Here is a 24,295-nt window from a genome sequence, read left to right as displayed (position 1 = left end):
CGCCTTGCGATCCACGGCACCAGACCCCGCTCCCTGATCCGGCCTGATCCAAACGAAAGGCCCTAGCTCTTCTTCTCCAGCTGGTTGGCCCAGAGCTTCGGGTCGTCCACGTTCTCCTTGGTCACCAGCGGCGCGGGGAGCTGGTCCTCGAAGCCGTTCGGGATCTTGATGATCGTGGAGTCGTGGTCGGTCGGCCCCTCCTTCGGCGTGGTGCCCGCGAGCGCCTGCTTCGCCCAGTACAGCGCGTACTTGGCGTACAGATCGGCCGGCTGGGAGACCGTGGCGTCGATCTTCCCCTCGCGGATCGCGTCCAGCTCCTCGGGGATGCCGTCATTGGAGATGATCGTGATGTGCCCCGCCTCGCCGGGCGCCTTGAGCAGCTTCTTCTGCTCCAGCAGGGCCAGTGTCGGCTGGAGGAAGACGCCGCCCGCCTGCATATAGATCCCGTTGATGTCGGGGTGGGCGGCCAGGGTCGACTGGAGCTTCGCGGAGGCCACGTCGCCCTTCCACTCGGTGGCCAGCTCGAAGACCTTGATGGCGGGGTACTTCTGGTCCATGCAGGACTTGAACGCCTCCGAACGGTCACGGCCGTTGATGGAGGAGAGGTCGCCCTGGAACTCGACGACCTTGCCCTTGCCCTTGAGTTGTTCGCCCAGGTACTCGCAGGCCTTCTGGCCATACGCGCGGTTGTCGGCCCGTACCACCATGTAGACATCGCCCTTGTCGGGCCGGGTGTCGACGCTGATGACGGGGATCTTCTTCTCGCTCAGCGTCTGGAGCGTCTCCGCGATCGCGCCGGTGTCCTGCGGTGCCATGACGACGGCCTTGGCGCCCTGATCGGTGAAGACCTGGACATTGGAGACGAGTTTGCCGATGTCGTTCTGCGAGTTGGTCAGCGAGAGCGCGTCGACCTCGCCGTCCTTGACGCCCTGTTCGACGTACTGCTGATAGGAGTTCCAGAAGTCGCTGTCGCTGCGCGGCAGGTCGATACCGACCTTCCCGCCGCCCGCCGCGTCACTGCCCTGGTCGCGGTTGCAGCCCGCCAGCGCGGTCACGGCCAGGAGCACGGCGCAGGCGGAGGCGCCGGTCGTACGGAGTCTGGCGCCGGTCGTGCGGAGTCTGTGGAGTGGGGGGCGTCCCACGGGGTGTCGCGGCATGGATTGTCCCGTCCTTTGTCCCTCATGCGTGCGCGGGTACGGCTCAGAGCCTGTCGGGGGCCTTCGATCGTCCGATCAGAGGTCACCCGACGGACTCTTGGGTGGCGGGGCGCAGGCGCAGGCCCTGCATTCCGCCGTCGACCGGGAGCGCCGTGCCGGTGACGGCGGCGGCGGCCGGGCTGGCGAGATAGGCGACGGCGGCGGCGACCTCGTCCGCGCTGACCAGCCGTCCGGTTGGCTGCCGCGCTTCGAGGGCGGCGCGTTCGGCCGCGGGGTCCTGGGCCTGGTCGAGCAGTCTGCCGACCCAGGGCGTATCGGCGGTACCGGGGTTGACGCAGTTGACGCGGATGCCCTCACGGACATGGTCGGCGGCCATCGCCAGGGTCAGCGAGAGGACCGCGCCCTTGCTGGCGCTGTACAGGGCGCGCTGGGGCAGCCCCGCCGTGGCGGCGATGGAACAGGTCTGGGTGATCGAGACGCAGCCAGGTCGCTCGGCGGCCGACCGGCGCAGATGGGGCAGGGCGTGCCGGGCGGTGCGGACCATACCGAGGACATTGATGTCGAGGACCCGCAGCCACTCCTCGTCGGGGTTGTCCGCGACGGTGCCGATGGCGCCGATCCCCGCGTTGGACACGACCGTGTGCAGCCCGCCGAACGCCTCGGCCGTCGCGTCCACGGCCGCCCGTACCGCCGTGTCGTCGGTGACATCGGCGGTGAGGGCCAGCGTTCCCGCGGGCGCTCCGGCGCTCTCCCGGTCCAGTACGGCGACCTGGGCGCCCCGCGCGAGCAGCAGCGTCGCGACCGCCGCCCCGATCCCCGAGGCGCCGCCGGTCACCAGCGCCCCGAGCCCCGCGAGATCCTGTGTCTGTCCTGATTGCGCGGCGGTCATGCGCCGGCCTCCTCGGTGGTGCGACGGGCCTGCCAGACGGGTCCGTCGGGATAGCGGTGCGCGGCAATGGACTCCGGGAGCATCCGGGCGGAGAAGCCCGGTGCGCTCGGTGTCAGATAGCGCGCGGAGACGACCACCGCCGGGTCGGCGAAGTGCTCGTGGAGATGGTCGACGTACTCGATGACCCGGCCCTCCAGACTGCCGGAGACGGCGATGTAGTCGAACATCGAGAGATGCTGGACGAGTTCGCAGAGCCCGACACCGCCCGCGTGCGGGCAGACGGGCACGCCGAACTTCGCCGCGAGCAGGAGGACGGCCAGATTCTCATTGACGCCGGCGACCCGGGCCGCGTCGATCTGGACATAGTCGACGGCACCGGCCTGGAGCAGTTGCTTGAAGACGACCCGGTTGGCGACATGCTCGCCGGTGGCCACCTTGACCGGCTGGCCGGCCCGGATCGCGGCGTGGCCGAGGATGTCGTCGGGGCTGGTCGGCTCCTCGATCCAGTGCGGTTCGTACGGCGCGAGGGCCGACATCCAGCGCAGCGCCTCGGCCACGTCCCAGCGCTGGTTGGCGTCGACGGCGATCCGGATGTCGGGGCCGACGGCGGCGCGGGCCAGCTTCATCCGGCGGATGTCGTCGTCGAGATCGCCGCCGACCTTCAGCTTGATCTGTTCGAAGCCGTCGGCCACCGCCTGTTCGGCGAGCGTCACCAGCTTGGCGTCGTCGTAGCCGAGCCAGCCGGGCGAGGTGGTGTACGCGGGGTAGCCCTCGGCCCGGAGCCGGGCGGTGCGCTCGGCGCGCCCCGGCTCCGCGGCACGCAGGATGTCCAGCGCCTCGTCCGGGGTGAGGGCATCGGTCAGATAGCGGAAGTCGACGAGCGAGACGATCTCTTCCGGCGTCATCGCGGCCAGGAACTCCCAGACGGGTCTGCCCGCGCTCTTGGCCGCGAGATCCCAGGCGGCGTTGATGACGGCGCCCGCCGCCATGTGCATCACGCCCTTCTCCGGGCCGAGCCAGCGCAGTTGCGAGTCATGGGTCAGTTCGGTGGAGAGCGCGGCGAGATCGGCGGCGGTGCGGGGGGCCGGGCGCCCGACGACATAGGGGCGCAGCGCCCCGATGGCCGCCGCGGTCACGTCATTGCCACGCCCGATGGTGAAGCAGAGGCCATGGCCCTCGGCACCGTCGTCGGTGCGCAGGACCACATAGGCGGCGGAGTAGTCGGGATCGGGGTTCATGGCGTCGGAGCCGTCGAGCTGTTCCGAGGTCGGGAAGCGGATGTCATGAACCTCGAATCCCGTGACGGTCTGACTCATACACGCCCCTTGAGAAGAACATCGGATCCCTTTGGTCATCCGATGTATAGCGTCGTGGGCGCCGGATCGTCCAGGGCCGGGACGAAAATTACGATCACAGCTCGGATGAATCGTCGGTGCGAGTCCACGACTTCTCGGGCTATGCCCCGGTACGAAGAAGTTCACCCGGCCGGGCACGGGCTGCGGGCGGGCAGGTGTGAAGCCGTAAGGTTGGTGCGTACGAAAGGGAACTTCGGAAGGAGGCACTGGGTGATCGAGCTCGACGGGGTTCCCGAGCTGGTCGACCCGGTCATGGTGGCCGCGTTCGAGGGCTGGAACGACGCGGGCGACGCGGCCTCCACCGCGGTGGCGCATCTGGACCGGGAGTGGAAGGGCGAGGTGTTCGCGGCGCTGGACGCCGAGGACTACTACGACTTCCAGGTCAACCGGCCCACGGTCTATCTGGAGGGCGGCCTGCGGAAGATCACCTGGCCGACCACCCGGCTCTCCGTGGTGCGGGTCGGCGGTGAGAAGCCCCGCGATCTGGTGCTGGTCCGGGGGATCGAGCCGTCCATGCGCTGGCGCTCGTTCTGCAACGAGCTGCTGGGCTTCGCCCATGAGCTGGGCGTGGAGATGGTGGTCATCCTGGGCGCGCTGCTCGGCGACACCCCGCACACCCGGCCGGTGCCGGTCAGCGGGGTCACCTCCGACACGGACCTGGCCAGGACGATGGACCTGGAGGAGACCCGGTACGAGGGGCCGACCGGCATCGTCGGCATCCTCCAGGAGGCCTGTACGCACGCGGGGGTGCCCGCGGTGAGTCTGTGGGCCGCCGTACCGCACTATGTGTCGCAGCCGCCCAACCCGAAGGCCACGCTGGCGCTCCTCAACCGGCTGGAAGATCTCATCGGTCTCCGGATCCCGCAGGGCGAACTGGCCGAGGACGCACGGGCGTGGCAGTTGGGCGTCGACCAACTGGCCGCCGAGGACAGCGAGGTGGCGGAGTACGTGCAGTCGCTGGAGGAGGCGCGGGACACCGCGGAGCTTCCCGAGGCGTCGGGCGAGGCCATCGCCCGGGAGTTCGAGCGGTATCTGCGGCGGCGTGACGGCGATCCCGGCCAGGGGCCGGCGAGCCATGCCTCGGAGAGCGGAGAAGGCCCGTCCTATCTGCGCGACACGCCCGGTGGCCGGCGCCGCCCGCAGAAGCCGCCGCGCGGTGGGCCCGACACGGGCAAGGGCCCCGAGCAGGGTCCGGGTCCCGAGAGGGGCTCAGGAGCCGCGCCGGACACGGGTTCTGACGGCGAGCCGGGACCTGACCGGGACGCGGGCCCCGATGGCGAGGACGGCTCCGCCGAGGACTGAACCCGCGTACCAGGAGCGGGCGGACCGGGACGTACGGTACCCACGGCCCAGGAGCGGGGCGGCGCCTCACCGGCACCGCCCCGCTCCCGTACTCCTGGGCACGGGGTCCTTCCAGGTCCTGTCCGGTCGTCAGGACAGTATGTCAGGACAGGATCTAGAAGGATCCTCGCGGCGCGCTCACAGCGCGACGCCGAGCAGCGCGTCGACCGCGCGCGAGACCACTCCTGGCGCTCCCTCGTCCGTGCCACCCGTGGTCTCCTGGAGCGCCGCCCAGCGGTCGACGGCCGTGAGCGCCGCGGGCGCGTCCAGATCGTCCGCCAGCGCCGTGCGGATCTCGTCGACCAGCGTCTCGGCCGAGGGTCCGTCGGGCCGCGACACCGCGGCCCGCCAGCGGCCCAGCCGCTCGACGGCGTCCTGGAGCACCTGATCGGTCCACTCCCAGTCGGAGCGGTAGTGGTGCGCCAGCAGCGCGAGCCTGATCGCCGCCGGGTCCACGCCCTCGCGGCGCAGCGTCGAGACGAAGACCAGATTGCCCTTGGACTTGGACATCTTCTCGCCGTCCAGGGCCACCATCCCGGCGTGCACATAGGCCTGCGCGAACGGGTGCTCGCCGGTCAGTGCCTGCGCGTGCGAGGCGCCCATCTCGTGGTGCGGGAAGGCCAGATCGCTGCCGCCGCCCTGGACGTCGAAGCCCATGCCCAGATGGTCCAGGGCGATGGCCACGCACTCGATGTGCCAGCCGGGCCGGCCGCGGCCCAGGCTGCCCCCGTCCCAGCTCGGCTCGCCCGGACGCGCGGCCAGCCAGAGGATCGGGTCGAGGGGGTTCTTCTTGCCGGGCCGCTCGGGGTCGCCGCCGCGCTCGGCGGAGAGCAGCCGCATCGTTTCGGCGTCGAGGCGCGAGACCTCGCCGAAGTGCCGGTCGGCCTCGACCGAGAAGTAGACGTCACCGTCGAGTTCGTACGCGGCCCCCGCGTCACGCAGCCGCTCCACCAGCGGCACGATGCCCGGTATCGCCTCCACGGCGCCGATGTAGTGCTGGGGCGGCAGCATCCGAAGGGCGGTCATGTCCTCCCGGAACAGGGCCGTCTCGCGCTCCGCCAGCCCGACCCAGTCCTCGCCGTCGCGCTGCGCCCGCTCCAGCAGCGGATCGTCGACGTCGGTCACGTTCTGGACGTAGTGAACCTGCCGCTTGGTGTCGAGCCACACGCGCTGAACGAGGTCGAACGCGTTGTAGGTGGCCGCGTGCCCCATGTGGGTCGCGTCGTACGGCGTGATGCCGCAGACATAGATCCGGGCGACGGGACCGGGCTCAAGGGTGACTCGGCCATTGGTCGAGGTGTCGTGAATCCTGAGGTCGCGGCCCTTGCCAGGCAGGGCGGGGACCTCGGAAGCGGGCCAGGCATACATGTCATGAGCGTAACCGGATGGAGGTTCCGCATACGAACCGGATGGGCGGTCCTGGCCGGTTGGGCGCTCTTGCGCGATACGCCGCCGGCTGATCCGGCCGGCCGGACGGACCGGCGCCCCAGGTCGCACGGCCCGTGCCCGTGCCGGTCTCGTGCCGTGGTCAGACCGGTGGCCAGGGGATCGCGGGCCACTGGCCCGAGGGCTCCGGATGGCGGCCCGTGTGGCGCAGTTCACCCACGCGGGACCGAATGGCGTCGGTCTCGGCCGCCGTGAGCAGTTCGGCCAGCCGGGTGGCGAGGGGCGCGCCCTCCATCAGGGCTTCCTCCAGCCTGCCGAGCACCTCCAGCGTCTGGGCGGGCAGCGGCTCGCCGGCCCAACCCCAGAGCAGGGTGCGCAGCTTGTCCTCGACGTTGAACGTGACGCCGTGGTCGATGGCGTACAGCCGCCCCTCGGGCGCGGGCAGCAGATGGCCGCCCTTGCGGTCACCGTTGTTGATCACCGCGTCGAGCACGGCGAGACGTCGCAGCCGCTCGTCGTCCGCGTGCACCAGCAGGGCGGTCTCCCCCTCGCCGACTTCGGCGAGGCCGACCGCCTTCCAGCCCTCGCCGGGCTCCTCGTCCTCCACCAGGGCCAGCAGCGGCGCCGCGGTCCCGTCCGTGTCCGCCTCGATCCACAGCTGGCACATGCCCTCGCCGTAGGGGCCGTCCCGCAGCACGGTCGGGGGCACCAGCCCCCAGCCGGTCGCCTCGGAGACCTCGTACGCCGCCACCTCGCGCTGGGCCAGCGTGCCGTCCGGGAAGTCCCACAGGGGCCGCTCGCCCGCGACGGGTTTGTAGACGCAGTGGGCCAGCTCGCCCTCGTACGCGACGGAGCAGTAGAGCACCGCGTTGGACGCCTCGCGGATACGCCCGAGCACCGTCAGTTCGCCCTTGGCGAGGAGATCGACCCGCGTCACGCTCCGCGGCGGTATCCGTTCTGGCGCGGGCATACGTGTCCTTCCGGGTCGAGCGGCAGGCTGCACAGCGGGCACGGCGGGCGGCCGGCGTTGACCACGTCCAGGGCACGCTTGGCGAAGGCCCTGGCCTGGGCACCGGTCAGCCGGACGCGGAGCATCGGCGGACCGTTCTCCTCGTCCTGGAGCAGGCGTTCCTCGGCCTCGGCGAGATCCTCGTCGCTGTCGGCGTCCAGCTCGACGAGCGCCTGCGCCTCGACGATCATGCGCTGTTCGTCGCCGTCCCAGGCCAGCGCCATCGTGCCGACCCGGAACTCCTCCTCCACGGGGGCGTCGAGCGGCGCGGAGTCGGAGACGTCGGAGGGCGCCATGGCGGGTACGGGGGCATTGCCACCGGTACGGCGTACGACCTCGTCGAGCAGCTCATCGATCCGCTCGGCGAGCGCGGCCACCTGGGTCTTCTCCAGGGCGACGCTGGTGACGCGCCCCGCGGCGGAAGCCTGGAGGAAGAACGTACGGCGTCCAGGCAGCCCGACCGTACCGGCCACGAAGCGGTCCGGTGGGTCGTAGAGGAACACCTGACGGGACACGTCCTGATCTCCCTTGGAAATCGTCGGTAACGGCACATCGGTCATGGCGATGGATCGGCAAGCGCGATGGGCGGGCCGCGGGTCCCGGGAAGTCCCGGCATCGCACGGACGGCGCGTCCACCCTACTGCGCGGAGCGATCACGGTGCTCCCGCTCCGCCCCCCACGACACCGCTGCCGCCGCCGGTGTTCTCCCGCGGCGCCAGCCCGGCGAGATCGCCGGTGTCACCGAGCCGCAGCACGAAGGGGCGCAGCCGTGTGTAGCGGACCGCGGTGACCGAGCAGGGGTCCACATGGATCCGCTGGAAAAGATCCAGATGCATGCCCAGGGCGTCCGCCACGAGCGCCTTGATGATGTCCCCGTGCGAGCACATCAGGAAGACGGCGTCCTCGCCGTGCTCCTCCTCGACGCGGGTGTTCCACTCCCGTACGGCGTCCACCGCGCGCGACCGCATCGCGCGCATCGACTCGCCCCCGGGGAACACGGCGGCCGAGGGATGTTGCTGGACGACCGTCATCAGCGGCTCGTCGGCCAGCTCGGCGAGCTTGCGGCCGGACCAGTCGCCGTAGTGGCACTCCCCGATCCGGTCGTCGGTCTGGACCGCCAGCTCCGGCCGGGCCTCCAGCAGCGGCTGAAGGGTCTCCAGACAGCGCTGCAACGGGCTGCTGACGACGGCGGCGATCGGCACCCCCGCCAGGCGCCCGGGCAGCGCCGCGGCCTGGGCGGCGCCGCGCTCGTCGAGGGCGACCCCCGGCGTCCAGCCCGCGAGCAGCCCCGCGGTGTTGGCGGTGGACCGTCCATGACGTACGAGGATCAACGTGGCCATGCCCGCCAGCGTAGGCGGTCGGTAGGGCGGCGTCATGGGCCGGTGCGTACCCGGAGGATGCGGGCGGGACGCCGAGGGGGGAGAATGCCCGCCGTGATCGTGGACTGTGCCATCTACCGCGACGGACGCCGTACCGACGGCCCCGCCGACTTCTCCGACGCCCTCGCCGAGGCGCGCGCCACGGGCGACGCGTTCCTCTGGCTCGGGCTGCACGAGGCCACGGCGCACGAGTTCGACCTTGTGAGCAGCGAGTTCGGGCTGCATCCGCTGGCCGTGGAGGACGCTCTCACCGCGCATCAACGGCCCAAGCTGGAGATCTACGACGACTCGCTGTTCGTCGTGCTCAAACCGGTGCGGTACGACCACGAACGCGACGTCGTCTCCTCCGGAGAGCTGATGGTCTTCGTCGGCGACTCCTTCGTGGTGACGGTCCGGCACGGCGAGAGCGCTCCGCTGACGGCCGTACGGCAACGGCTCGAAGCGGAGCCCGAGGTCCTCAAGCACGGACCCACGGCGGTCCTGTACGCGGTCAGTGACGCGGTCGTGGACGACTACATCGAGGTGGCCGGGGAGCTCCAGCTCGATCTGGAGGAGTTGGAGGAGCAGGTCTTCGCGCCGGACGGGGGCGACGGCGGGTCCGGGGCGCGCAAGGCGGGATCGGGGTCGGGCCCGGTGATGTCGACCGCGGAACGGATCTACAACTTCAAGCGGCAGGTGATGGAGTTCCGCCGGGCCACCGGCCCGCTGGCGTCGCCGATGGCCCGGCTGGCGGGCCCGGGGGTGCCCTTCGTCGACACGGGCTCACAGCTGTTCTTCCGGGACGTCAACGACCATCTGCTGCACGCCAATGAGCAGGTGGAGGGGCTCGACCGGCTGCTCTCCGACATCCTGGCGGCGCATCTCGCGCAGATGGGGGTGCGGCAGAACGACGACATGCGGAAGATCTCGGCGTGGGCGGCCATGGCCGCCGTCCCGACGCTGGTCGCGGGTATCTACGGCATGAACTTCAAGCACATGCCGGAGCTGAGATATGCGTGGGCGTACCCGGCCGTGCTCGTGTTCATGGTGGTCGTGGTCTTCGGGCTGCATCGGGCGTTCAAGCGTCGCGGCTGGCTGTGACCCGCCGCGCGTGGCCCTGACCCGCCGCGCGTGGCTCGGACCCGCCGCGCGTGGCTCGGACCCGCCGCGCGTGGCTCGGACCCGCCGCGCGTCAGGGGTTTGGAATCTCGGCGCCTCAGAAGGCCGGCGCGGCGGTCGCGGACCCGCCGAGCGCGTCGCGCCGCTCCGGCATCACGAGCGTGACCATCCGGCGCCAGCCGATGAGCCGTTCGTACGCGTAGATGGCGCGGATCCCCGCGGCGAGCGCCGCCGACTTGGGCGCCGGCCAGCCAAGGATCCGGCCCATCCGGCCCATCACGGCCAGACTCACCTGCCGGTAGACCCTGATCTCGGACAGGGCGCAGTGCCGCAGGGTGCGCTGGATCGTACGGCCGTGGCCCGCGCGGGCCAGGCGCAGCAGTTCCTCGTGGCAGTAGGCGAGATGGTTGTCCTCGTCATTGCTGATCATCTTGACGGCCTTGCCGACCTCGGGGTTGTCGCCGAAGTATCTGACCAGCATCACCATCTGGTCGGCGGCCCGCTGCTCGGTGATCCGGCTGTGCGCGAGATAGACGAGGATGTCCTCCTCGGTCAGCGGCTCGTCACGGCGCAGCTTCGTGTGGGCGAGCCCGATGCCCTGCCGCTCCAGCAGTGTGGTGTAGTCCGTGTCCGCGGGCACCGCGACGGGCTGGAGACCGCGCTTGCGCAGCAGGGCGTTGAAGATCCGCCCGTGTTTGTCCTCGTCGGCGCCGTGCCGGGCGATCTTCGGAGCGAGATCCCGCATGGATCGCGGCACCAGAGCGGCGATCCGGCCGTTCTCCCACCCTCCCTGAGCCTCGCCGCTGGCCGCGATGGAGCAGAACAGCCGGAAGGAACGATCGTCGTCCAGGATTTCCTGGAACAGGCTTCGGGCCGAGAGCATCACTGCCACCTCCATACAGACATCCGCAGAAACCGAGTCAAATGGGGTGCGAGGGAACAGGCAACAGCTACGCCGGGCCGCTGAGCCGAAAGAAGGAGCGGGCACGAAGCCCCGGCGCGTAACCGAGCGGGCCCGGAGGCGTTGTCGTACATGACGGCCGTGGCGGGGAAGACCCCCCGAGCCCCCACCACGGCCGGAGACTTCCGACCGGCCGCCCGCATACGTTCCCGTACGTCATCGCGGACTTCGCGTATGAGCCCGTCGGTCCGGTAGCCCGTTCGGGCCATGGCGACCGCGGACCGGGACGGAGAAGGGCCAGGGCGGCTACGACACCAGCCCGGCGCGCTCCAGGGCCTCCGTGCCCGCCCGGAGCGCGGCGATCCGCTCGTCGAGCGTGAAGCCGGACGGTGCGAGGGTCAGCGTGGTGACACCGGCGGCGGCGTACGCCCCCATCCGGTCGGCGATCCGCTCCACGGAACCGAGCAGCGTGGTCGAGTCGATCAGCTCGTGCGGTACGGCCGCCGCCGCGCCGTTCTTGTCGCCCGTGAGGTACTTGTCCTGGATCTCGGTGGCCTCCTTCTCATACCCCATGCGCCGGGCGAGCTGGTTGTAGAAGTTCTGCTCACGGCTGCCCATCCCGCCCACATAGAGCGCGGTGTACGGACGGAAGACATCGGCCAGCGCGTTGATGTCCTCGCCGATCGCGATCGGCACGGTGGGACAGACGTCGAAGCCGTCCATGGTCAGCCCGGCCTTCTCGCGGCCCGCCCGCAGATGCCGGATCGCCGTGTCCTCCAGATGCTCGGCGGAGGGGAAGATCAGCAGCGCGCCGTCGGCGATCTCACCGGTCTGCTCCAGGTTCTTGGGACCGATCGCGGCGATGTAGAGCGGGATGTGCTCGCGCTCCGGATGGACGGTGAGCTTCAGCGGCTTGCCGGGGCCGCCGGGCAGCGGCAGCGTCCAGTGCTCGCCCTCGTACGACAGCCGCTCGCGGGTCATGGCCCTGCGGACGATCTCCACGTACTCCCGGGTACGGGCGAGCGGCTTGTCGAACTTCACTCCGTACCAGCCCTCGGAGACCTGCGGGCCCGAGACGCCGAGGCCGAGTCGGAACCGGCCGCCGGAGAGGGAGTCGAGAGTGGCGGCGGTCATGGCCGTCATCGTGGGCTGGCGTGCCGGGATCTGGAGGATCGCGGAACCGACGTCGATGGTCTCGGTCTGCGCGGCGACCCAGCTCAGTACGGTCGGCGCGTCGGAGCCGTACGCCTCGGCGGCCCAGCAGACGTCGTAGCCGAGCCGGTCCGCCTCCCGCGCGACGGCGAGATTGTCGCCGTCCATCCCCGCGCCCCAGTATCCGAGGTTGATGCCGAGCCGCATAACCACTCCCTTACCGATGAGTAACGTCTCTGTGCCCGGGACTCTAGCGCGCGATACGGGGATCCGTCAGGGGCGGGTTGTCCACAGGCTCTCTCCGCGTGGGGCCATGGCCAGTAATCTCAGCAGCCATGGAGCAGAGGCATCTCGGCCGAACCGGCCTGCGCGTGTCCAGAATCGGGCTCGGCACCCTGACCTGGGGGCGGGACACCGACGAACACGACGCCGCCGACCAGATGAAGGCCTTCTGGGAAGCGGGCGGCACGCTGATCGACACGGCGGACGTGTACGGCGGCGGGGAGGCCGAATATCTGCTCGGTCAACTCGTCGAACGGCTCGTTCCGCGCCGCGATCTGGTCATCGCGACCAAGGCCGGGAGTGTGCCCGACCCCTACCGGCGCTTCGACGGTTCGCGCGGACATCTGCTCGCCGCGCTGGACGCGTCCCTGGAGCGGCTCGGCACGGACTATGTGGATCTGTGGCAGATCCACGCCTTCGACACCGGCACACCGCTGGAGGAGACGCTCCACGCGCTCGACATCGCGGTCACCAGCGGGCGGGCCCGGTACGCGGGGGTGTCGAACTTCTGCGGCTGGCAGCTGGCCAAGGCCGCCACCTGGCAACTCGCCTCGCCCGGTATACGGACCCGGCTGGCCAGCAGTCAGATGGAGTACTCACTGCTGCAACGCGGGGTGGAGCGGGAGGTGCTGCCCGCCGCGATCGATCTGGGGGTCGGACTGCTGCCCTCGTCACCGCTGGGGCGCGGGGTGCTCACCGGCAAGTACCGGCACACCACACCGCCCGATTCCCGGGGCGCCTCCGAACTGCTGGCCCCGTTCGTCGAGCCGTATCTCGACGAGCCGGCGAGCCGGATCGTGGACGCGGTCGCGACGGCGGCGGAAGGGCTCGCCACCACTCCCCTGGAAGTGGCGCTGGCGTGGGTACGGGACCGCCCCGGGGTCGTGGCGCCGATCATCGGCGCGCGCAACGCGCAGCAGCTCACGGCCGCTCTGTCAGTGGAGAGCCTTAGTCTTCCTGACGAGATCTGCCAGGCGCTCGACGATGTGTCGGCGCCCGTGCACCGCTATCCCGACCAGGACTGGAGCACGCTGTGAGTACGGACCGCGACACCGCCGCGGGGGCGGCCGAGACCGCCACTGAGCACGCCACTCAGGACGCGGAAGGCCCCGGCGCGGACAGTGCCGGCACGGACGCGCCGGACGGAGCGGACGGAGCGGACGGGACGGCCGGAGGCGCGGTGACCGAGGGTGAGGCGGCGGTGGCCGGGCCCGCCGCGGCCGAGGTGTCCGAGGTGTCCGAGGTGTCCGAGGTGTCCGAGGTGTCCGAGGCTGCGGCCGAGCTGGCCGCGCAGCGGGAGCTGCGGGAGCGGATCGAGCAGCGCAAGGCGGAGAAGGCCGGCCCCATCGCCGCCGGCGGGAAACTGAGCGGGCAGGCCGCCGATCTGCTCGCCGCCGTACGCGCCGTGGAGAGTGGCGCGCCCGTGGACCGGTCGCTGCTGGGCCCGCGCGCGTCCGGGGCCCCGGAGCGCGCCCAGCCGTCTGCGCGCGCCGCTGAGCCCGTGTCGGCCGCTCCCTCGGGCCCCACGCCGGGCCTCGCGCCCGCGCCCGCGTCGGCTTCGCGCGCCGTCCCGGCCGAGGCGGTGTCCGCCGTACGGACCGTGCTGGCGCAAGGCGGTGCGCCGGAGGCGCTCGCGGAGCAGGTCGCGGCCGCGCTCGGGGAGCAGGCCGCGGAGATGCTGCGCGAGGACCCGTGGCAGCTGCTCGGCGTCGCCGGGGTACGGCCCGAGCAGGCCGACGGGTTCGCGCGCGCCCTGCTCGGAGCGGCCTGCGGCCCCGGTGACGAACGGCGGGCCGCCGCGCTCATCGGCTGGCTGCTGGAACGGGCCGCGCTCCAGGGCCACACCGCGCTTGAGGCCGCCTCGGTACGGGACACCCTGGCCGAGCACGCGGTGCCCGACCCTCACGAGGCGGTGCGGCACGCGATCGCCGAGGGCGCGGTGCTGGTGTTCCAGGAGGGCGCGGAGGACAGCTTCGGAGGCGGTTTCGAGGACGGCTTCGAGGGGCGTTCCGGAGCCGTCGCGGAGGAGAGCGAGGCCGGAGCGGAAGAGGAGCCCGCCGACGGCACCGACCCGGCCGAGGCCGGTCCGCCGGCCCCCGTGCTGCTCGGACTCGACCGGTACGCGCTCGCCGAGGAGAGCCTTGCCGACGGGCTCGCGCGGCTGGTCAAGACCGTGCCCGAGGACTCCTGGGACGAGGCCGCGGCAAAGGCCCCGCGCGCGGCGGCGGAGCTGATCCGCGCGGTCGCCGGCCATGGGCTCGTGCTGCACACCGGTGGTGAGGCCGCGCGCGCCGAGCCGGTCGCCCTGGCCGGGGCGGCCCACGCGCTCGGGCTGCGCGCGGTCGTCGCGGCACACAGTGAGAACGGCCGTGACCGACTGGACGCGACGGCGGGAGCCGTCACCGTGGCCGGGCTGCTGGCAGGCACGGAAGGCCCCGGACGGGACGCGGACGGCCTGTTCGCGCTCGATCTCCTGGTCGTGCTGGACGCGCCGCAGCTCGATGTCGAGACGGCCGCGATGATCGTCGAGTCACTGCCCGACGGCAGCCGTCTGGTCCTCAGCGGTGACCCGGGAGTCCTGTGGTCGGCGGGCGCGGGCCGGGTGTTCGCGGATCTGCTGGCCGCCGGGGTGTGCCCGCGGCTCGCCTCCCGTACCCCCGACCCGGGGCCGATCGGCGAGCTGGTCTCGGGCATCGGGATCGGTGAGCTTCAGCAGGTCGAGGCCCCCGGCAAGGAGGTCGTGATCGTTCCGGTGCGGGACGCGGGCGAGGCGGTGCACCGCACGGTGCAGTTGGTGGCCGAGTCGGTGCCGCGCGCCTTCGGGGTGGACGCCGGGCGGACACAGGTGATCACCGTGGGCCATGGCGGCTCGGCGGGCACCCGCGCCCTCAATACGGCGCTCAAGGAGCGGCTCAACCCCGGTCCCGGCCGGTTCGGCGGCTTCGATCCGGGCGACAGGATCGCCTACGTACCGTCGCCCGGCCGGACGCTCCAGGGGGCGGTGGTCTCCGCGGACGCCGAGGGGCTGCGTCTCGACTGCGAGGGCACGCGGATCGTCGTGCCCAGGGACCGGGTGGAGTCGGCCGTACGCCACGGCTGGGCGCTCACCGCGCACCAGGCGGCGGGGATGCGCTGGCCCGCGGCGGTCGTGGTGCTCCCCGGCGACGCCGCGCGGGGGCTGAGCCGCCCATGGGTCTATACGGCGTTCAGCCGGGGCGATCGTCATCTGTCGGTGGTGCACGGCGTCGACCAGGCGCTCGCGCGCGCCGTGGCGGAGATCCCGTCCCAGGAGCGGACCACCAGACTGCGCCCGCTGATCGAGGGCCTGCTGGCCCCCGCGGTGCAGCCGGGCTGAGCCGCGCCCAGGTCGACCAGGCCGTGGGTCGACCAGGCCGTAGGTCAACCAGGCCGTAGGTCAACCAGGTCATAGCCGGGACGTCCGTACCGCCCGCGCCGCGCCCACCGGGGCTCGGCGTCGGCGCGGGCGGCACGACGTCAGGCGTCCTGTTCCTCCAGGTCGTCGATGTCCGCGTCGAGATCGTCCTCGTCGAAGACCGCGCTGACATCGAAGCGGCAGACCACCTGCTGGGGGTCGGCCTGGTCGAAGGGGGCCGAAAGCCACTCCCCCGGCTCGGGGAGGTCGTCCGCGGCGGACACCCAGAGGGTGGAGTCGCCCTCCTCAAGGCCGAACTCCTTGTGACGGGAGGCGATCTCGTCCGGCTCGTACTCACCGAAGAGCACACCGAGGGCGGCGTGCACACTGCCGCCCGCCACTCCCGCGTTGTCGGTGTCCCCTTCCACATCGGCGATGCGCTGTGCCTGTGCGAGCAGCCGCTGCGGCTCCACGACCGCGTAGTCACGCCGGATCAGCACGCTGAGGGCGTTGGGCTCCTCGGGACCGTTGTAGGGCGGCAGTGAGTCGTCCGGGTCCGGGATCTCGAAGGGGGTGACTTCGTCGTACCGGTTGTAAAGCCGCTCGTCATAGACCTCGGCCGCGACGGCGAGGGCGTTGAACGCGTCGGAAACAGCCGGGTCGTCCTCACCCGTGCGGTGTTCGACCGCCGCGAGATGGCGGTCCAGAGCTACCTTGACCGCCTCGGCGGCAGCGCGTACCTCGGCAGCGGTGGGCTGCGCAGCATCAGACATAGTGCAGACGCTATCCGTACCGGGGCTCTGCCCGCACAATAGATGCGATGCCGGAATACGAATTTGTCGACGTGTACGTGCCGCGCGGGGTCTCCCGCAAGGAAGCGGCGCGTCTGCTCACCGACCACGCCGAGTACGGGCACTGGGAATTGGACCGTCTGAGCCTGCACCGGGACGGCAGCCGCAGGGTACGGCTGCGCCGACGCATCATCCGTCAGGTGCGCGCCACCTGGTGAGGGTGAGTACGACGGAACGGGCCCCGCTGTTGCGAGGCCCGCCCCTGTCCTACCCTGTCCCGTTTTCGGTGTGTTTTCCGCCTGTTTCGCTACGGTGCGGCGTCGCGTGACTACGCGACGGAACGGGACCGGGAGCGGCGGTAGAGGATGGTGCCCGCGAGCAGCAGGCCCGCACCCGCCGGAATCGCGATCCCGAGCGCGTCGGCACCGGTATGCGCGAGGACGTCGGTGCCCTCGGGCTGTGCGACGGTGTGCGTCTCGGGGGTGTTCGGGGCGCTGGGGGCGACCGGCGCCGGCGGGATCGCACGGTCGGACGGCGGCGGACCTGGCTCGTGCGGGGCTACCGGCTTCCCGGGGATCCCGGGCTGCTCCGGCTTGACCGGCGGGTGGCCGGGCGCGTCGTTCGCGCAGCCGTTGCCCAGGGCGGGGTTGAGCAGGCCGATGACATCGATGGAGTTCCCGCAGACGTTCACGGGGACGTCGATCGGCACCTCGACCGAGTTGCCGGAGCCGACGCCCGGGGAGTCGACCGCGCCGCCCGCCGCGTGGGAGCCGCCGGACGGCACGGTGTGTGTGGCGCCGGGGTGTGAGCCGCCGTTGTGCGACCCGTCGGGGTGCGCGGCACCGCCGTCCTGGCCCCCGCCGTGCGTACGGCCGTGTCCGCCGCCGGACGGTTTGCCGGGCACACCGGACACATTGGCGCACTTGTTGCCGAAGGCGGGGTTGAGCACCCCGACGACATCGACGGTGTTTCCGCACACGTTGACCGGGACATGCACCGGTACCTGCACGTTGTTGCCGGACAGCACCCCCGGCGAGTTCGCGGCGGTGCCGCTCGCTCCCGAGTCCGCGTGTGCGTAGCCGCCGCCGAGCGCGAGTACGCCGCCCGCGGCTGCCACAGTGATCAGGCCTTTGCGCGTGACCTGCCTCATAGCTTCGATCCCTGCCTCTTGCCTTTCGGAGCTGCCCTGGGCATCGGTGCCGGGGCAGGATGCCCAGCGGCCCCGGAGCGCATGGCGCGCACTCCGGGGCCACTCGGGCTCAGACCCTCACGAGGTGTGAGAGATACGACGTCAGTGGTTGACGCACACGTTGCCGAAGGCGGGGTTCAGCAGCCCGATCACGGAGATCGTGTTGCCGCACACGTTCACCGGAACGTGGACCGGAACCTGGACCACGTTGCCCGAAAGGACACCGGGAGAACCGATAGCGGCACCCTGGGCGCCCGCGTCGGCGACGGCCATACCCGCACCCGCGAGCACCAGACCACCAGTAACAGCCGCAGCAGCGACGACCTTCTTGATCATTGTTCCTCCTTGTTGGCAAACGCGGTCCCAGCCGCGGACCGCACACCTGTAACGAGGAGGAAGTAATGAGGCTACGAGCGTATGGTCGCATTCACTCTTCTCAGTCGTGGACGCACACGCTGTCGATTACCGGAACCTCAACTCCCTTGTCAGCTGTGGTCGATGAACCGATCCAGCACCCGCACACCGAACTGAAGGCCGTCAACCGGTACGCGCTCGTCCACACCGTGGAACATCCCGGCGAAGTCCAGCTCCGGCGGCAGCTTGAGGGGGGCGAAGCCGAAGCCGCGGATGCCGAGGTCGTCGAAGGACTTGGCGTCGGTACCGCCCGACAGCATGTACGGAACGGCCCGCGCGATCGGGTCCTCCGCCGACAGCGCCGTCTGCATGGCGTCCACCAACCTGCCGTCGAAGCTGGTCTCCAGGGCCTTGTCACCATGCACGTCCTCCCGCTTGACGCGGGGGCCGAGGATCCGGTCGAGGTCGGCCAGGAACTCCTCCTCGTACCCGGGCAGGAAACGGCCGTCGACATGCGCGGTCGCCTGGCCGGGGATCACGTTCACCTTGTATCCGGCGCCGAGCATGGTGGGCGCGGCGGAGTTGCGCAGGGTGGCGCCGATCATCTTCGCGATACCGCCGAGCTTGGCGAGCGTGGCGTCCATGTCCTCCGGGTCGAGCGGAGTGCCCAGCGCGTCGGACAGCTCGTCCAGGAAGGACCGTACGGTCTTGGTCACTCTCACCGGCCACTGATGGCGGCCGAGTCGCGCCACGGCCTCGCAGAGTTCGGTGATGGCGTTGTCGTGGTTGGTCATGGAGCCGTGCCCGGCGGTGCCTTCCACGGTCAGCCGCATCCAGTGCATGCCCTTCTGTGCCGTCTCGACGAGATAGAGCCGCAGATTCTCGTTGACGGTGAAGGAGAAGCCGCCGACCTCGCTGATCGCCTCGGTGACGCCCTCGAAGAGCCCGGGGTGGTTGTCGACGAGATACCGCGCCCCGTAGGTGCCGCCCGCCTCCTCGTCGGCCAGGAAGGCCAGCACGATGTCGCGCGGCGGCTTGCGGCCGGTGCGCATCCTGTCCCGTACGACGGCGAGGGTCATCGCGTCCATGTCCTTCATGTCGACGGCGCCCCGGCCCCAGACACAGCCGTCCGCGATCTCGCCCGAGAACGGATGGTGCCGCCAGTCCTCGGCGTTGGCCGGGACGACATCCGTGTGGCCGTGGATGAGCAGGGCGGGCTTGGAGGGATCCTCGCCCTCGATCCGGGCGACGGTGGACGCACGGCCCTTGTGGGACTCGAAGATCTGGGGTTCGAGGCCGACCTCGGCGAGCTTCTCCGCGACATACTCGGCCGCGGCCCGCTCCCCCGGTCCCGAGTGGTCCCCGTAGTTGCTGGTGTCGATCCGGATCAGATCACGGCAGAGGTCGACGACCTCGTCCTCGCCCGAGACGGTCCTGCCCGCGTTCGGCTCGCTCACGCTGCTCACTCCCACGGTCGTTGCTGGTGGTCCTCGCTTGATGGTCCTCATACTCCCGCGATCCGCCCCCGCACCCCAAGACAGGCCCCCGCCTGTCATACGCCCGTCACAGGACCCGCCGCCCGCACCGAACCCGGCGCGCGGGCGGGGCCGTCGCGCGGATCGGGCCGTGATCGGGCACCGTCGAATGTTTGCTATGGTTTTCCACGTCGGAACGGCCCATGGCCGCCCGGCAGACACCTGGTCCGGGTGGCGGAATGGCAGACGCGCTAGCTTGAGGTGCTAGTGCCCTTTATCGGGCGTGGGGGTTCAAGTCCCCCCTCGGACACAAGAGCAAAGGGTAGTTCACACAATTGCCCAGGTTTTACAGAGCTCCCAGCACGGATTCGTCCGGGCTGGGAGTTTTTCTGTGTTCGGGATCTTGTTCGGCAAGGGGCAGCTGACGAGTTTTGACGACGTGGTGCGACCGGTGTCAAGGAAGCTCATCGTCAAACGCTGTCGCTGAGAGTGAACGAAGCCAGAGGCTCTCTCACCATCAGGAGGGGGGCCGCATGGAGTCCAGTTTCGCTTGGAGCCGTTCGGCATCTTCCTTGCGGTGCTGGGACTGGTAAAGGGTAATGGCCTGCTGCCAGTTCTCGCGGGCGTCTGGCAGTCGACCGTGCGCGAGATGGACATCGCCGATGTTGGCGAGGGTGTTGGCCTCCTCGTAGATATTGCCGAGGTCGTGGAAGAGGGCGAGGGCCTGGCGGTAGTAATCCAGCGCGTCGGCGTGCCGGTTGGCGGAGAGGGCGATGTAGCCGAGGCTGTCGAGTGTGCAGGCCTGACCGTCACGGAAGCCCTCGCGCCGGTGGATGGCAAGGCCCTCCTCGCAGTGGGTCAGGGCCGTGCGGTAGTCGCCGAGCCGGGCCTCGTACCAGCCCACAGCGTTGAGGGCGTTCGCGACTGCCAGCGGATCGTTCAGTAAGCGCTGTAACCGCAGGGTGTGGTGTACATGGGTCAGGGCCTGCCGGTCGTCACCCTGCCTGGCCCAGGCCCACGCCATGACGTCGTGAATGCGTGCCTGCTCGGCCGTGTCCCCGGCTTCGCTCGCCGCGGCGAGCGCTTGGCCCGCGTGGGCCACCGCTGCCTTGTGGTTTCCCGCCCTGGCGCAGGCGTGGGCCAGCCGGCGGAGCGCCCAGGCCTGTGCGCCCGCTTCGCCGAGCCGTTCGGCTGCCGCAAGCCCCGTCCGCCACAGAGCGGCGTGGTCGTGCAGGTGTCCCTGACGCCAAAGGAACCCGTCCACCACCCGGGCAAGGTGCCACACCAGTACGTCCCACCCCCGCTCGGCAGCGAGGCGCTGAGCGGCGATCAGACAGGAATGTTCTGCCCGGAACCACTCCATGACGGCGGCCTGGTCGGGCAGGTGCTCAAGCGTCACCCCGGCCAAGGGCGCGTCCATCTCCAGGGAGTGGTGGGAGAGAGGGCTGAGGATCGCGGCTCCGGCACGCGCGGTGTGCAGATAGAAGTCCATCTGGCGCCGCAAGGCCTGGTCCTGGGACGGCTCCGGCTGGTCGGCGACGGCGCGCTCGGCGGCGTACAGATGGAGCAGGTCGTGAAGGCGGTAGCGGCCGGGCGCCGATCGCCGCACCAGGTGCACGACCTCCAACTCGCGCAGGATCCTGCGGGTGGCGGCCATGGGGGCGCCGAGCAGGCTGCTCACGGCAGCCTCGCTGGTCTCCGTTCCCGGAGCGAGTCCCAGGAGCCGGAACAGCTCTGCCGCCCCAGGGGTGAGCGCACGGTACGAGACGGAGAACGCCACACGTACGTTGGCCGTCAGATCGCCCCCGTCCAGTGCGTCCAGCCGCGCCGACTCTTCCCGGAGTTCCTCGGCGAGCGCGGCCAGCGGGAAGTGCGGCTGGGCGGCAGCATGGGCCGCGACCACGCCGAGGGCGAGAGGAAGCCCGGCGCAGTGTCCGACGACCGCCGCCACGGCGCCGGGTTCGGCCCTGAGCTGTTCCTCGCCGAGGTGGTGGCTAAGCAGTTCCCGGGCCTCGGTGTCGGTCAGCATGTCGAGCGTCAGGATCTGCGCGCCACGCGTGGTGGCCAGCCCGGTCAGCCGGCGGCGGCTGGTGACCAGTACCGCGCAGGTGGCGCAGCCGGGCAGCAGGGTGGCCACCTGTTCGGAGTCGGCCGCGTTGTCCAGCACGATCAACATCCGCCGGTCCGCGACCAGGCTGCGGTACAGCCCGGTCAGGGCCTGCGGTGCCAGGGGTGCGGACGAGGCGCCCACACCGAGGGCGTCGAGGAACCCGCGCACGGCGACGTCGGGTGCGACCGGCTCCTCGGAGGGGTCGAAGCCCTGCAAGTCGACGTAGAGCTGCCCGTCTGGAAAACGGGCGGCATTCTGGTGCGCCCAGTGCAAGGCAAGGGACGTCTTGCCGATCCCGCCGCTGCCGCCGATCGAGGTGATGACCGCGGCTCCGCAGGGCTCGCCGAGCCGGTCCATGGCCTTGGTCAGCTCGGCCAGCTGGTTCTCCCGCCCTACGAACCAGCGGGGCCCGGTGGGGAGTTGCCGCGGCACGACACGGGACAGCGAGGAGGCACCGCGTATCGAAGTGGCAGCAGTGGGGGCGGCAGCGGACGGGGCGTCGGATACTGGCGCCCGCATCGACCCGGACCCGGACCCGGAAACTTCGGTGCGCACGGGCGCGGGTGTTACCGGTACTTCCGACCAAACGGCCCCGGTGGCCTCGGCGGTGAGGACCGTATGATGAGCCGCGCTCATCTCCGGGCCCGGGCCGCAACCGAGCTCGTCACGCAGCCGCCGCTGACATCGCTCGTACGCTTCCAAGGCCTCGGCCTGCCGCCCACAGCGGTACAGCGCCAGCATCAGCCGCGCCACCAGCCCCTCGGCGAGCGGGCGGTCCGCGACGGCTTGGGCCAGCTCGCCCACCACCGCCCTGTGCCGGTCCAGTCGCAGCTCTGCCGTGTACAGCCCAGCCAGGATCTCCAGCCGTTCGCTCTCCAGCGCCTCCCGCTGGCGCGCGGCCCAGTATCCCGGGACACCGGTGAGTGCCTCGTCCCCGTGCCACAGCTCCAGCGCGGACCGCCACAGTCCGGCCGCGTGACTGGTCTCTCCGGCCGTGACGGCCCGTGCGGCCACTGCCGCGGCGCGCCGCATGGCCAGCACGTCCACACGGTCCGGTTCAATGCCGAGCACGTAGCCGATTCCGTCACGCGACAGCCGTACGTCCGGCAGGCGTTCGAGCAGCTTGCGCAGCCGAGCAATATACGCGTAGACGGCACTCCGTACGGCGGGCGGCGGACCTTCGTCCCAGATTCGGTCGACGATCGAGTCGAGCGGCACCGCGTGGTTGGCGTTCAGGGCCAGCACGGCGAGTACTGCGCTCTGCTTGGCGGGCCCGGCCGCCACGCGCGCGTGACCGAGGTCCAACGTGACACGCCCCAACAGTCTGATCATTACGCGCACTTCCCCCGCCGTAGGACCCATTCCGCACAGGCGGATCCACGCTCGCACCCCAGCGCGGGCCCCTCGCCGGTTCTGCGCAGAGCTGACCAAAAGCGGGTCATCCGCTCTGCAAGAACGGCGCAAGAACGCTGCCAGTCCCCTCAGCCACTATCACCGTGCCCCGCCCGGACCAAGACCGTGCGTGGTACACCATCCGACCGCGTGGGGTCTTGTGACATGTATGACGGCTTCGCCGAGATCACGTCGCGATGGCGCTGAGCGCTGATCTTTCAGGGGGATTCATGATTGTCCGTGCGGGGTGCGGCAGGCGGGAAGCCGACGGTGGTGTTCGCCCGGGGTGCCGGTCGGGTGCCGGAGGCGATGCCACGCCGAGGGGGCCGCGGTGAAGGTAACGGAGTTCCACACAGAGGATTACCCCGTCGAGGAACGCTTCGGTCTCTGGCACGACTTGGTGGGCAGCTCGCTCGCACCAAGCGTGGTCCGAAGCGAACGGCCGGAGTGTTTCCGGGCGAGTGTGCGGCTGCTTCATCTCGGCGCGGTGCAGGTGTCCGGCGTGACCTGCCTCTCGTCGGAGAACTCCCGGACGCCGAAGCTGATCCGAACGTTCGACCCCGAGTCCTACCAACTGCTGCTCAACCTGCGCGGGGGGCATCGGATCATCCATGTCGGCCGGGATGCCACGGTCGGACCCGGGGAGGTGATGCTCACTGACGCCTCGCGCCCATGGAGACTCTGGGTCCGCGCCGACACGGAGACCGCCGCGGCCGAGGGAATGGTGCTGAACGTTCCCAAGGCACTCCTGCCCCTTCCCCCCAACAGGCTGGCCGAACTCGTCGCGGTGCCATTGCCGGGACGCGAGGGGGTCGGCGCCCTGCTCTCCGGCTACCTCACCCAGCTGCTCCGCGACGCCACCACGTATCAGCCGGGGGACAGCGCACGCCTGGCCGCCCTCACCGTCGACCTCCTGACCGCACAGCTCGCCCACCACCTCGATGCAGAGACCCAGGTGCCCCCCGAGACCCACCACGAGATCCTGCGGAGACGGATCCGGCACTTCATCGAAAGACGACTCGGCGACCCGGCGCTCTCCCCGAACATGATCGCCGCCGCCCATCAGATCTCTGCCCGACAGCTCTACACGCTCTTCCGGGAGCAGGGGCTCCCCGTCGCCACCTGGATACGCCGGCGCCGCCTGGAACACTGCCACGTGGACCTGGCCGACCCTCGACTGTTCTCCCGCCCGGTGCATGCCATCGCCGCCCGCTGGGGATTCACCGACAACGCGCACTTCAGCCGCGTCTTCCGCACCGCCTACGGCATCTCCCCCAAGGAGCACCGGGGCCTCGCCCGGCACGGCCACCGCGTGCGAGTATCGTCAACAACCGCGCAGTGACCGTCCAACGACATCCCGCCTGCCTATGGGCAGGCTCGAAGCAAGGTCACACCGCACACCGCGTGAAGTGAGGCCCGGAGGGCCTGGCCGGTCACCGATGCGGTTCGGTTTGGCCGATCGGGTGCGCACTCGGCTGACGCGCGGTCAGCAACTGGACGACGGAGATCAACGCGTCCGAGGTGGCCGCTTTCGTGGAGACCTTCGTCGACGCGGCGCTCGCCGCGCAGGAAGGCCGGCGTACTCCCGGCAGGCCACGGGTGTGGGGTGACCGCCACGCAGTGGCCGCGACCACCCCATAACGCCCCCACGGCGCCCGCGCC

20 protein-coding genes and 1 tRNA gene are annotated in these 24,295 nt (G+C 70.8%); 7 read left to right on the top strand and 14 right to left on the bottom strand.

The annotated features are described in order from the left end of the window. Window positions 1–62: 62 nt before the first annotated feature. The 3 genes from ABTZ59_RS29145 to ABTZ59_RS29135 form a co-directional block, all read right to left on the bottom strand. Entirely contained in the window at window positions 63–1,157 is a 1,095-nt protein-coding gene (locus tag ABTZ59_RS29145) for a sugar ABC transporter substrate-binding protein (protein WP_351419625.1), read from the bottom strand. A gap of 82 nt (window positions 1,158–1,239) precedes the next feature. Then, the gene (locus ABTZ59_RS29140; RefSeq protein WP_351419624.1) at window positions 1,240–2,046 is read right to left on the bottom strand and encodes an SDR family NAD(P)-dependent oxidoreductase; all 807 of its coding nucleotides are present in this window, start codon (window positions 2,044–2,046) and stop codon (window positions 1,240–1,242) included. Next, on the bottom strand, window positions 2,043–3,362 hold the full coding sequence (locus ABTZ59_RS29135; RefSeq protein WP_351419623.1) for an enolase C-terminal domain-like protein: 1,320 nt from the start codon (window positions 3,360–3,362) through the stop codon (window positions 2,043–2,045). The genes ABTZ59_RS29140 and ABTZ59_RS29135 overlap by 4 nt, the downstream gene beginning before the upstream one ends. A gap of 249 nt (window positions 3,363–3,611) precedes the next feature. Here ABTZ59_RS29135 and ABTZ59_RS29130 point away from each other — a divergent pair, with 249 nt between their 5' ends. Further along, on the top strand, window positions 3,612–4,703 hold the full coding sequence (locus ABTZ59_RS29130; RefSeq protein WP_351419622.1) for a PAC2 family protein: 1,092 nt from the start codon (window positions 3,612–3,614) through the stop codon (window positions 4,701–4,703). 177 nt (window positions 4,704–4,880) lie between these two features. Here ABTZ59_RS29130 and mshC read toward each other — a convergent pair whose 3' ends face one another. From mshC to ABTZ59_RS29110, 4 genes are all read right to left on the bottom strand, one after another. Beyond that, window positions 4,881–6,110: a cysteine--1-D-myo-inosityl 2-amino-2-deoxy-alpha-D-glucopyranoside ligase gene (gene mshC, locus ABTZ59_RS29125; protein ID WP_351419621.1), complete on the bottom strand. Its 1,230-nt coding sequence runs from the start codon at window positions 6,108–6,110 to the stop codon at window positions 4,881–4,883. Window positions 6,111–6,270: 160 nt separating this feature from the next. Next, window positions 6,271–7,098, bottom strand: coding sequence for an SCO1664 family protein (locus tag ABTZ59_RS29120; protein ID WP_351419620.1), 828 nt, complete (start codon window positions 7,096–7,098; stop codon window positions 6,271–6,273). Continuing rightward, window positions 7,062–7,652: a DUF3090 domain-containing protein gene (locus tag ABTZ59_RS29115; protein ID WP_249951178.1), complete on the bottom strand. Its 591-nt coding sequence runs from the start codon at window positions 7,650–7,652 to the stop codon at window positions 7,062–7,064. Before ABTZ59_RS29115 ends, ABTZ59_RS29120 begins: the two co-directional genes overlap by 37 nt. Before the next feature lie 138 nt (window positions 7,653–7,790). Continuing rightward, window positions 7,791–8,477, bottom strand: a complete 687-nt coding sequence (locus tag ABTZ59_RS29110) for a histidine phosphatase family protein (protein WP_351419619.1) — start codon at window positions 8,475–8,477, stop codon at window positions 7,791–7,793. A gap of 84 nt (window positions 8,478–8,561) precedes the next feature. On the opposite strand from ABTZ59_RS29110, the gene ABTZ59_RS29105 reads away from it, so the two are divergent. Beyond that, the gene (locus ABTZ59_RS29105) at window positions 8,562–9,596 is read left to right on the top strand and encodes a magnesium and cobalt transport protein CorA (protein ID WP_351419618.1); all 1,035 of its coding nucleotides are present in this window, start codon (window positions 8,562–8,564) and stop codon (window positions 9,594–9,596) included. A 115-nt stretch (window positions 9,597–9,711) separates the two neighbouring features. On the opposite strand, the gene ABTZ59_RS29100 is transcribed toward ABTZ59_RS29105, so the two are convergent. Then, a complete protein-coding gene (locus tag ABTZ59_RS29100; protein WP_351419617.1) occupies window positions 9,712–10,497 on the bottom strand; it encodes a ferritin-like domain-containing protein in 786 nt (261 codons plus the stop codon). Between the two features lie 324 nt (window positions 10,498–10,821). Continuing rightward, entirely contained in the window at window positions 10,822–11,874 is a 1,053-nt protein-coding gene (locus ABTZ59_RS29095) for an LLM class F420-dependent oxidoreductase (RefSeq protein ID WP_351419616.1), read from the bottom strand. Window positions 11,875–12,002: 128 nt separating this feature from the next. Between ABTZ59_RS29095 and ABTZ59_RS29090 the strand changes: the two genes are divergently transcribed. Beyond that, window positions 12,003–12,986: an aldo/keto reductase gene (locus ABTZ59_RS29090; protein ID WP_351419615.1), complete on the top strand. Its 984-nt coding sequence runs from the start codon at window positions 12,003–12,005 to the stop codon at window positions 12,984–12,986. Beyond that, window positions 12,983–15,304 (top strand): helix-hairpin-helix domain-containing protein, encoded by a 2,322-nt coding sequence (locus ABTZ59_RS29085; RefSeq protein ID WP_351419614.1) that lies wholly within the window; start codon window positions 12,983–12,985, stop codon window positions 15,302–15,304. The genes ABTZ59_RS29090 and ABTZ59_RS29085 overlap by 4 nt, the downstream gene beginning before the upstream one ends. 140 nt (window positions 15,305–15,444) lie before the next feature. Here the strand turns inward: ABTZ59_RS29085 and ABTZ59_RS29080 are convergent, their stop codons facing one another. Then, window positions 15,445–16,095 (bottom strand): hypothetical protein, encoded by a 651-nt coding sequence (locus ABTZ59_RS29080; RefSeq protein ID WP_351419613.1) that lies wholly within the window; start codon window positions 16,093–16,095, stop codon window positions 15,445–15,447. Between the two features lie 47 nt (window positions 16,096–16,142). Here ABTZ59_RS29080 and ABTZ59_RS29075 point away from each other — a divergent pair, with 47 nt between their 5' ends. Then, window positions 16,143–16,331, top strand: a complete 189-nt coding sequence (locus ABTZ59_RS29075; RefSeq protein ID WP_030354641.1) for a DUF5703 family protein — start codon at window positions 16,143–16,145, stop codon at window positions 16,329–16,331. A 110-nt stretch (window positions 16,332–16,441) separates the two neighbouring features. Here the strand turns inward: ABTZ59_RS29075 and ABTZ59_RS29070 are convergent, their stop codons facing one another. From ABTZ59_RS29070 to ABTZ59_RS29060, 3 genes are all read right to left on the bottom strand, one after another. Next, on the bottom strand, window positions 16,442–17,263 hold the full coding sequence (locus ABTZ59_RS29070) for a chaplin (protein WP_351419612.1): 822 nt from the start codon (window positions 17,261–17,263) through the stop codon (window positions 16,442–16,444). A 141-nt stretch (window positions 17,264–17,404) separates the two neighbouring features. Next, window positions 17,405–17,638 carry a chaplin ChpH gene (gene chpH, locus ABTZ59_RS29065; protein ID WP_351419611.1) on the bottom strand — a complete coding sequence of 78 codons (234 nt, stop codon included), beginning with the start codon at window positions 17,636–17,638 and terminating at the stop codon, window positions 17,405–17,407. Between the two features lie 149 nt (window positions 17,639–17,787). Then, window positions 17,788–19,113, bottom strand: coding sequence for a M20/M25/M40 family metallo-hydrolase (locus ABTZ59_RS29060; protein ID WP_351419610.1), 1,326 nt, complete (start codon window positions 19,111–19,113; stop codon window positions 17,788–17,790). Window positions 19,114–19,356: 243 nt separating this feature from the next. On the opposite strand from ABTZ59_RS29060, the gene ABTZ59_RS29055 reads away from it, so the two are divergent. Further along, window positions 19,357–19,441 (top strand) — tRNA-Leu (locus tag ABTZ59_RS29055). Between the two features lie 207 nt (window positions 19,442–19,648). Here the strand turns inward: ABTZ59_RS29055 and ABTZ59_RS29050 are convergent. Beyond that, window positions 19,649–22,573 carry an AfsR/SARP family transcriptional regulator gene (locus ABTZ59_RS29050; RefSeq protein WP_351419609.1) on the bottom strand — a complete coding sequence of 975 codons (2,925 nt, stop codon included), beginning with the start codon at window positions 22,571–22,573 and terminating at the stop codon, window positions 19,649–19,651. Between the two features lie 391 nt (window positions 22,574–22,964). On the opposite strand from ABTZ59_RS29050, the gene ABTZ59_RS29045 reads away from it, so the two are divergent. Further along, entirely contained in the window at window positions 22,965–23,975 is a 1,011-nt protein-coding gene (locus ABTZ59_RS29045; RefSeq protein ID WP_351419608.1) for an AraC-like ligand-binding domain-containing protein, read from the top strand. Window positions 23,976–24,295: the final 320 nt, after the last annotated feature.

The sequence above is a fragment of the Streptomyces sp. NPDC094034 genome (assembly GCF_040303865.1).
Classification (GTDB): Bacteria; Actinomycetota; Actinomycetes; order Streptomycetales; family Streptomycetaceae; genus Streptomyces.
The sequence above is the reverse complement of the archived record's forward strand: the minus strand, read 5'-3'. Positions and strand labels throughout refer to the sequence as shown.

Coding starts and splice junctions, on each gene's coding strand:
- ABTZ59_RS29145 (WP_351419625.1), bottom strand. CDS start 1,157: ATGCCGCGACACCCCGTGGGACGCCCCCCACTCCACAGACTCCGCACG.
- ABTZ59_RS29140 (WP_351419624.1), bottom strand. CDS start 2,046: ATGACCGCCGCGCAATCAGGACAGACACAGGATCTCGCGGGGCTCGGG.
- ABTZ59_RS29135 (WP_351419623.1), bottom strand. CDS start 3,362: ATGAGTCAGACCGTCACGGGATTCGAGGTTCATGACATCCGCTTCCCG.
- mshC (WP_351419621.1), bottom strand. CDS start 6,110: ATGTATGCCTGGCCCGCTTCCGAGGTCCCCGCCCTGCCTGGCAAGGGC.
- ABTZ59_RS29120 (WP_351419620.1), bottom strand. CDS start 7,098: ATGCCCGCGCCAGAACGGATACCGCCGCGGAGCGTGACGCGGGTCGAT.
- ABTZ59_RS29110 (WP_351419619.1), bottom strand. CDS start 8,477: ATGGCCACGTTGATCCTCGTACGTCATGGACGGTCCACCGCCAACACC.
- ABTZ59_RS29105 (WP_351419618.1), top strand. CDS start 8,562: ATGCCCGCCGTGATCGTGGACTGTGCCATCTACCGCGACGGACGCCGT.
- ABTZ59_RS29100 (WP_351419617.1), bottom strand. CDS start 10,497: ATGCTCTCGGCCCGAAGCCTGTTCCAGGAAATCCTGGACGACGATCGT.
- ABTZ59_RS29095 (WP_351419616.1), bottom strand. CDS start 11,874: ATGCGGCTCGGCATCAACCTCGGATACTGGGGCGCGGGGATGGACGGC.
- ABTZ59_RS29090 (WP_351419615.1), top strand. CDS start 12,003: ATGGAGCAGAGGCATCTCGGCCGAACCGGCCTGCGCGTGTCCAGAATC.
- ABTZ59_RS29080 (WP_351419613.1), bottom strand. CDS start 16,095: ATGTCTGATGCTGCGCAGCCCACCGCTGCCGAGGTACGCGCTGCCGCC.
- ABTZ59_RS29075 (WP_030354641.1), top strand. CDS start 16,143: ATGCCGGAATACGAATTTGTCGACGTGTACGTGCCGCGCGGGGTCTCC.
- ABTZ59_RS29070 (WP_351419612.1), bottom strand. CDS start 17,263: ATGAGGCAGGTCACGCGCAAAGGCCTGATCACTGTGGCAGCCGCGGGC.
- chpH (WP_351419611.1), bottom strand. CDS start 17,638: ATGATCAAGAAGGTCGTCGCTGCTGCGGCTGTTACTGGTGGTCTGGTG.
- ABTZ59_RS29050 (WP_351419609.1), bottom strand. CDS start 22,573: ATGATCAGACTGTTGGGGCGTGTCACGTTGGACCTCGGTCACGCGCGC.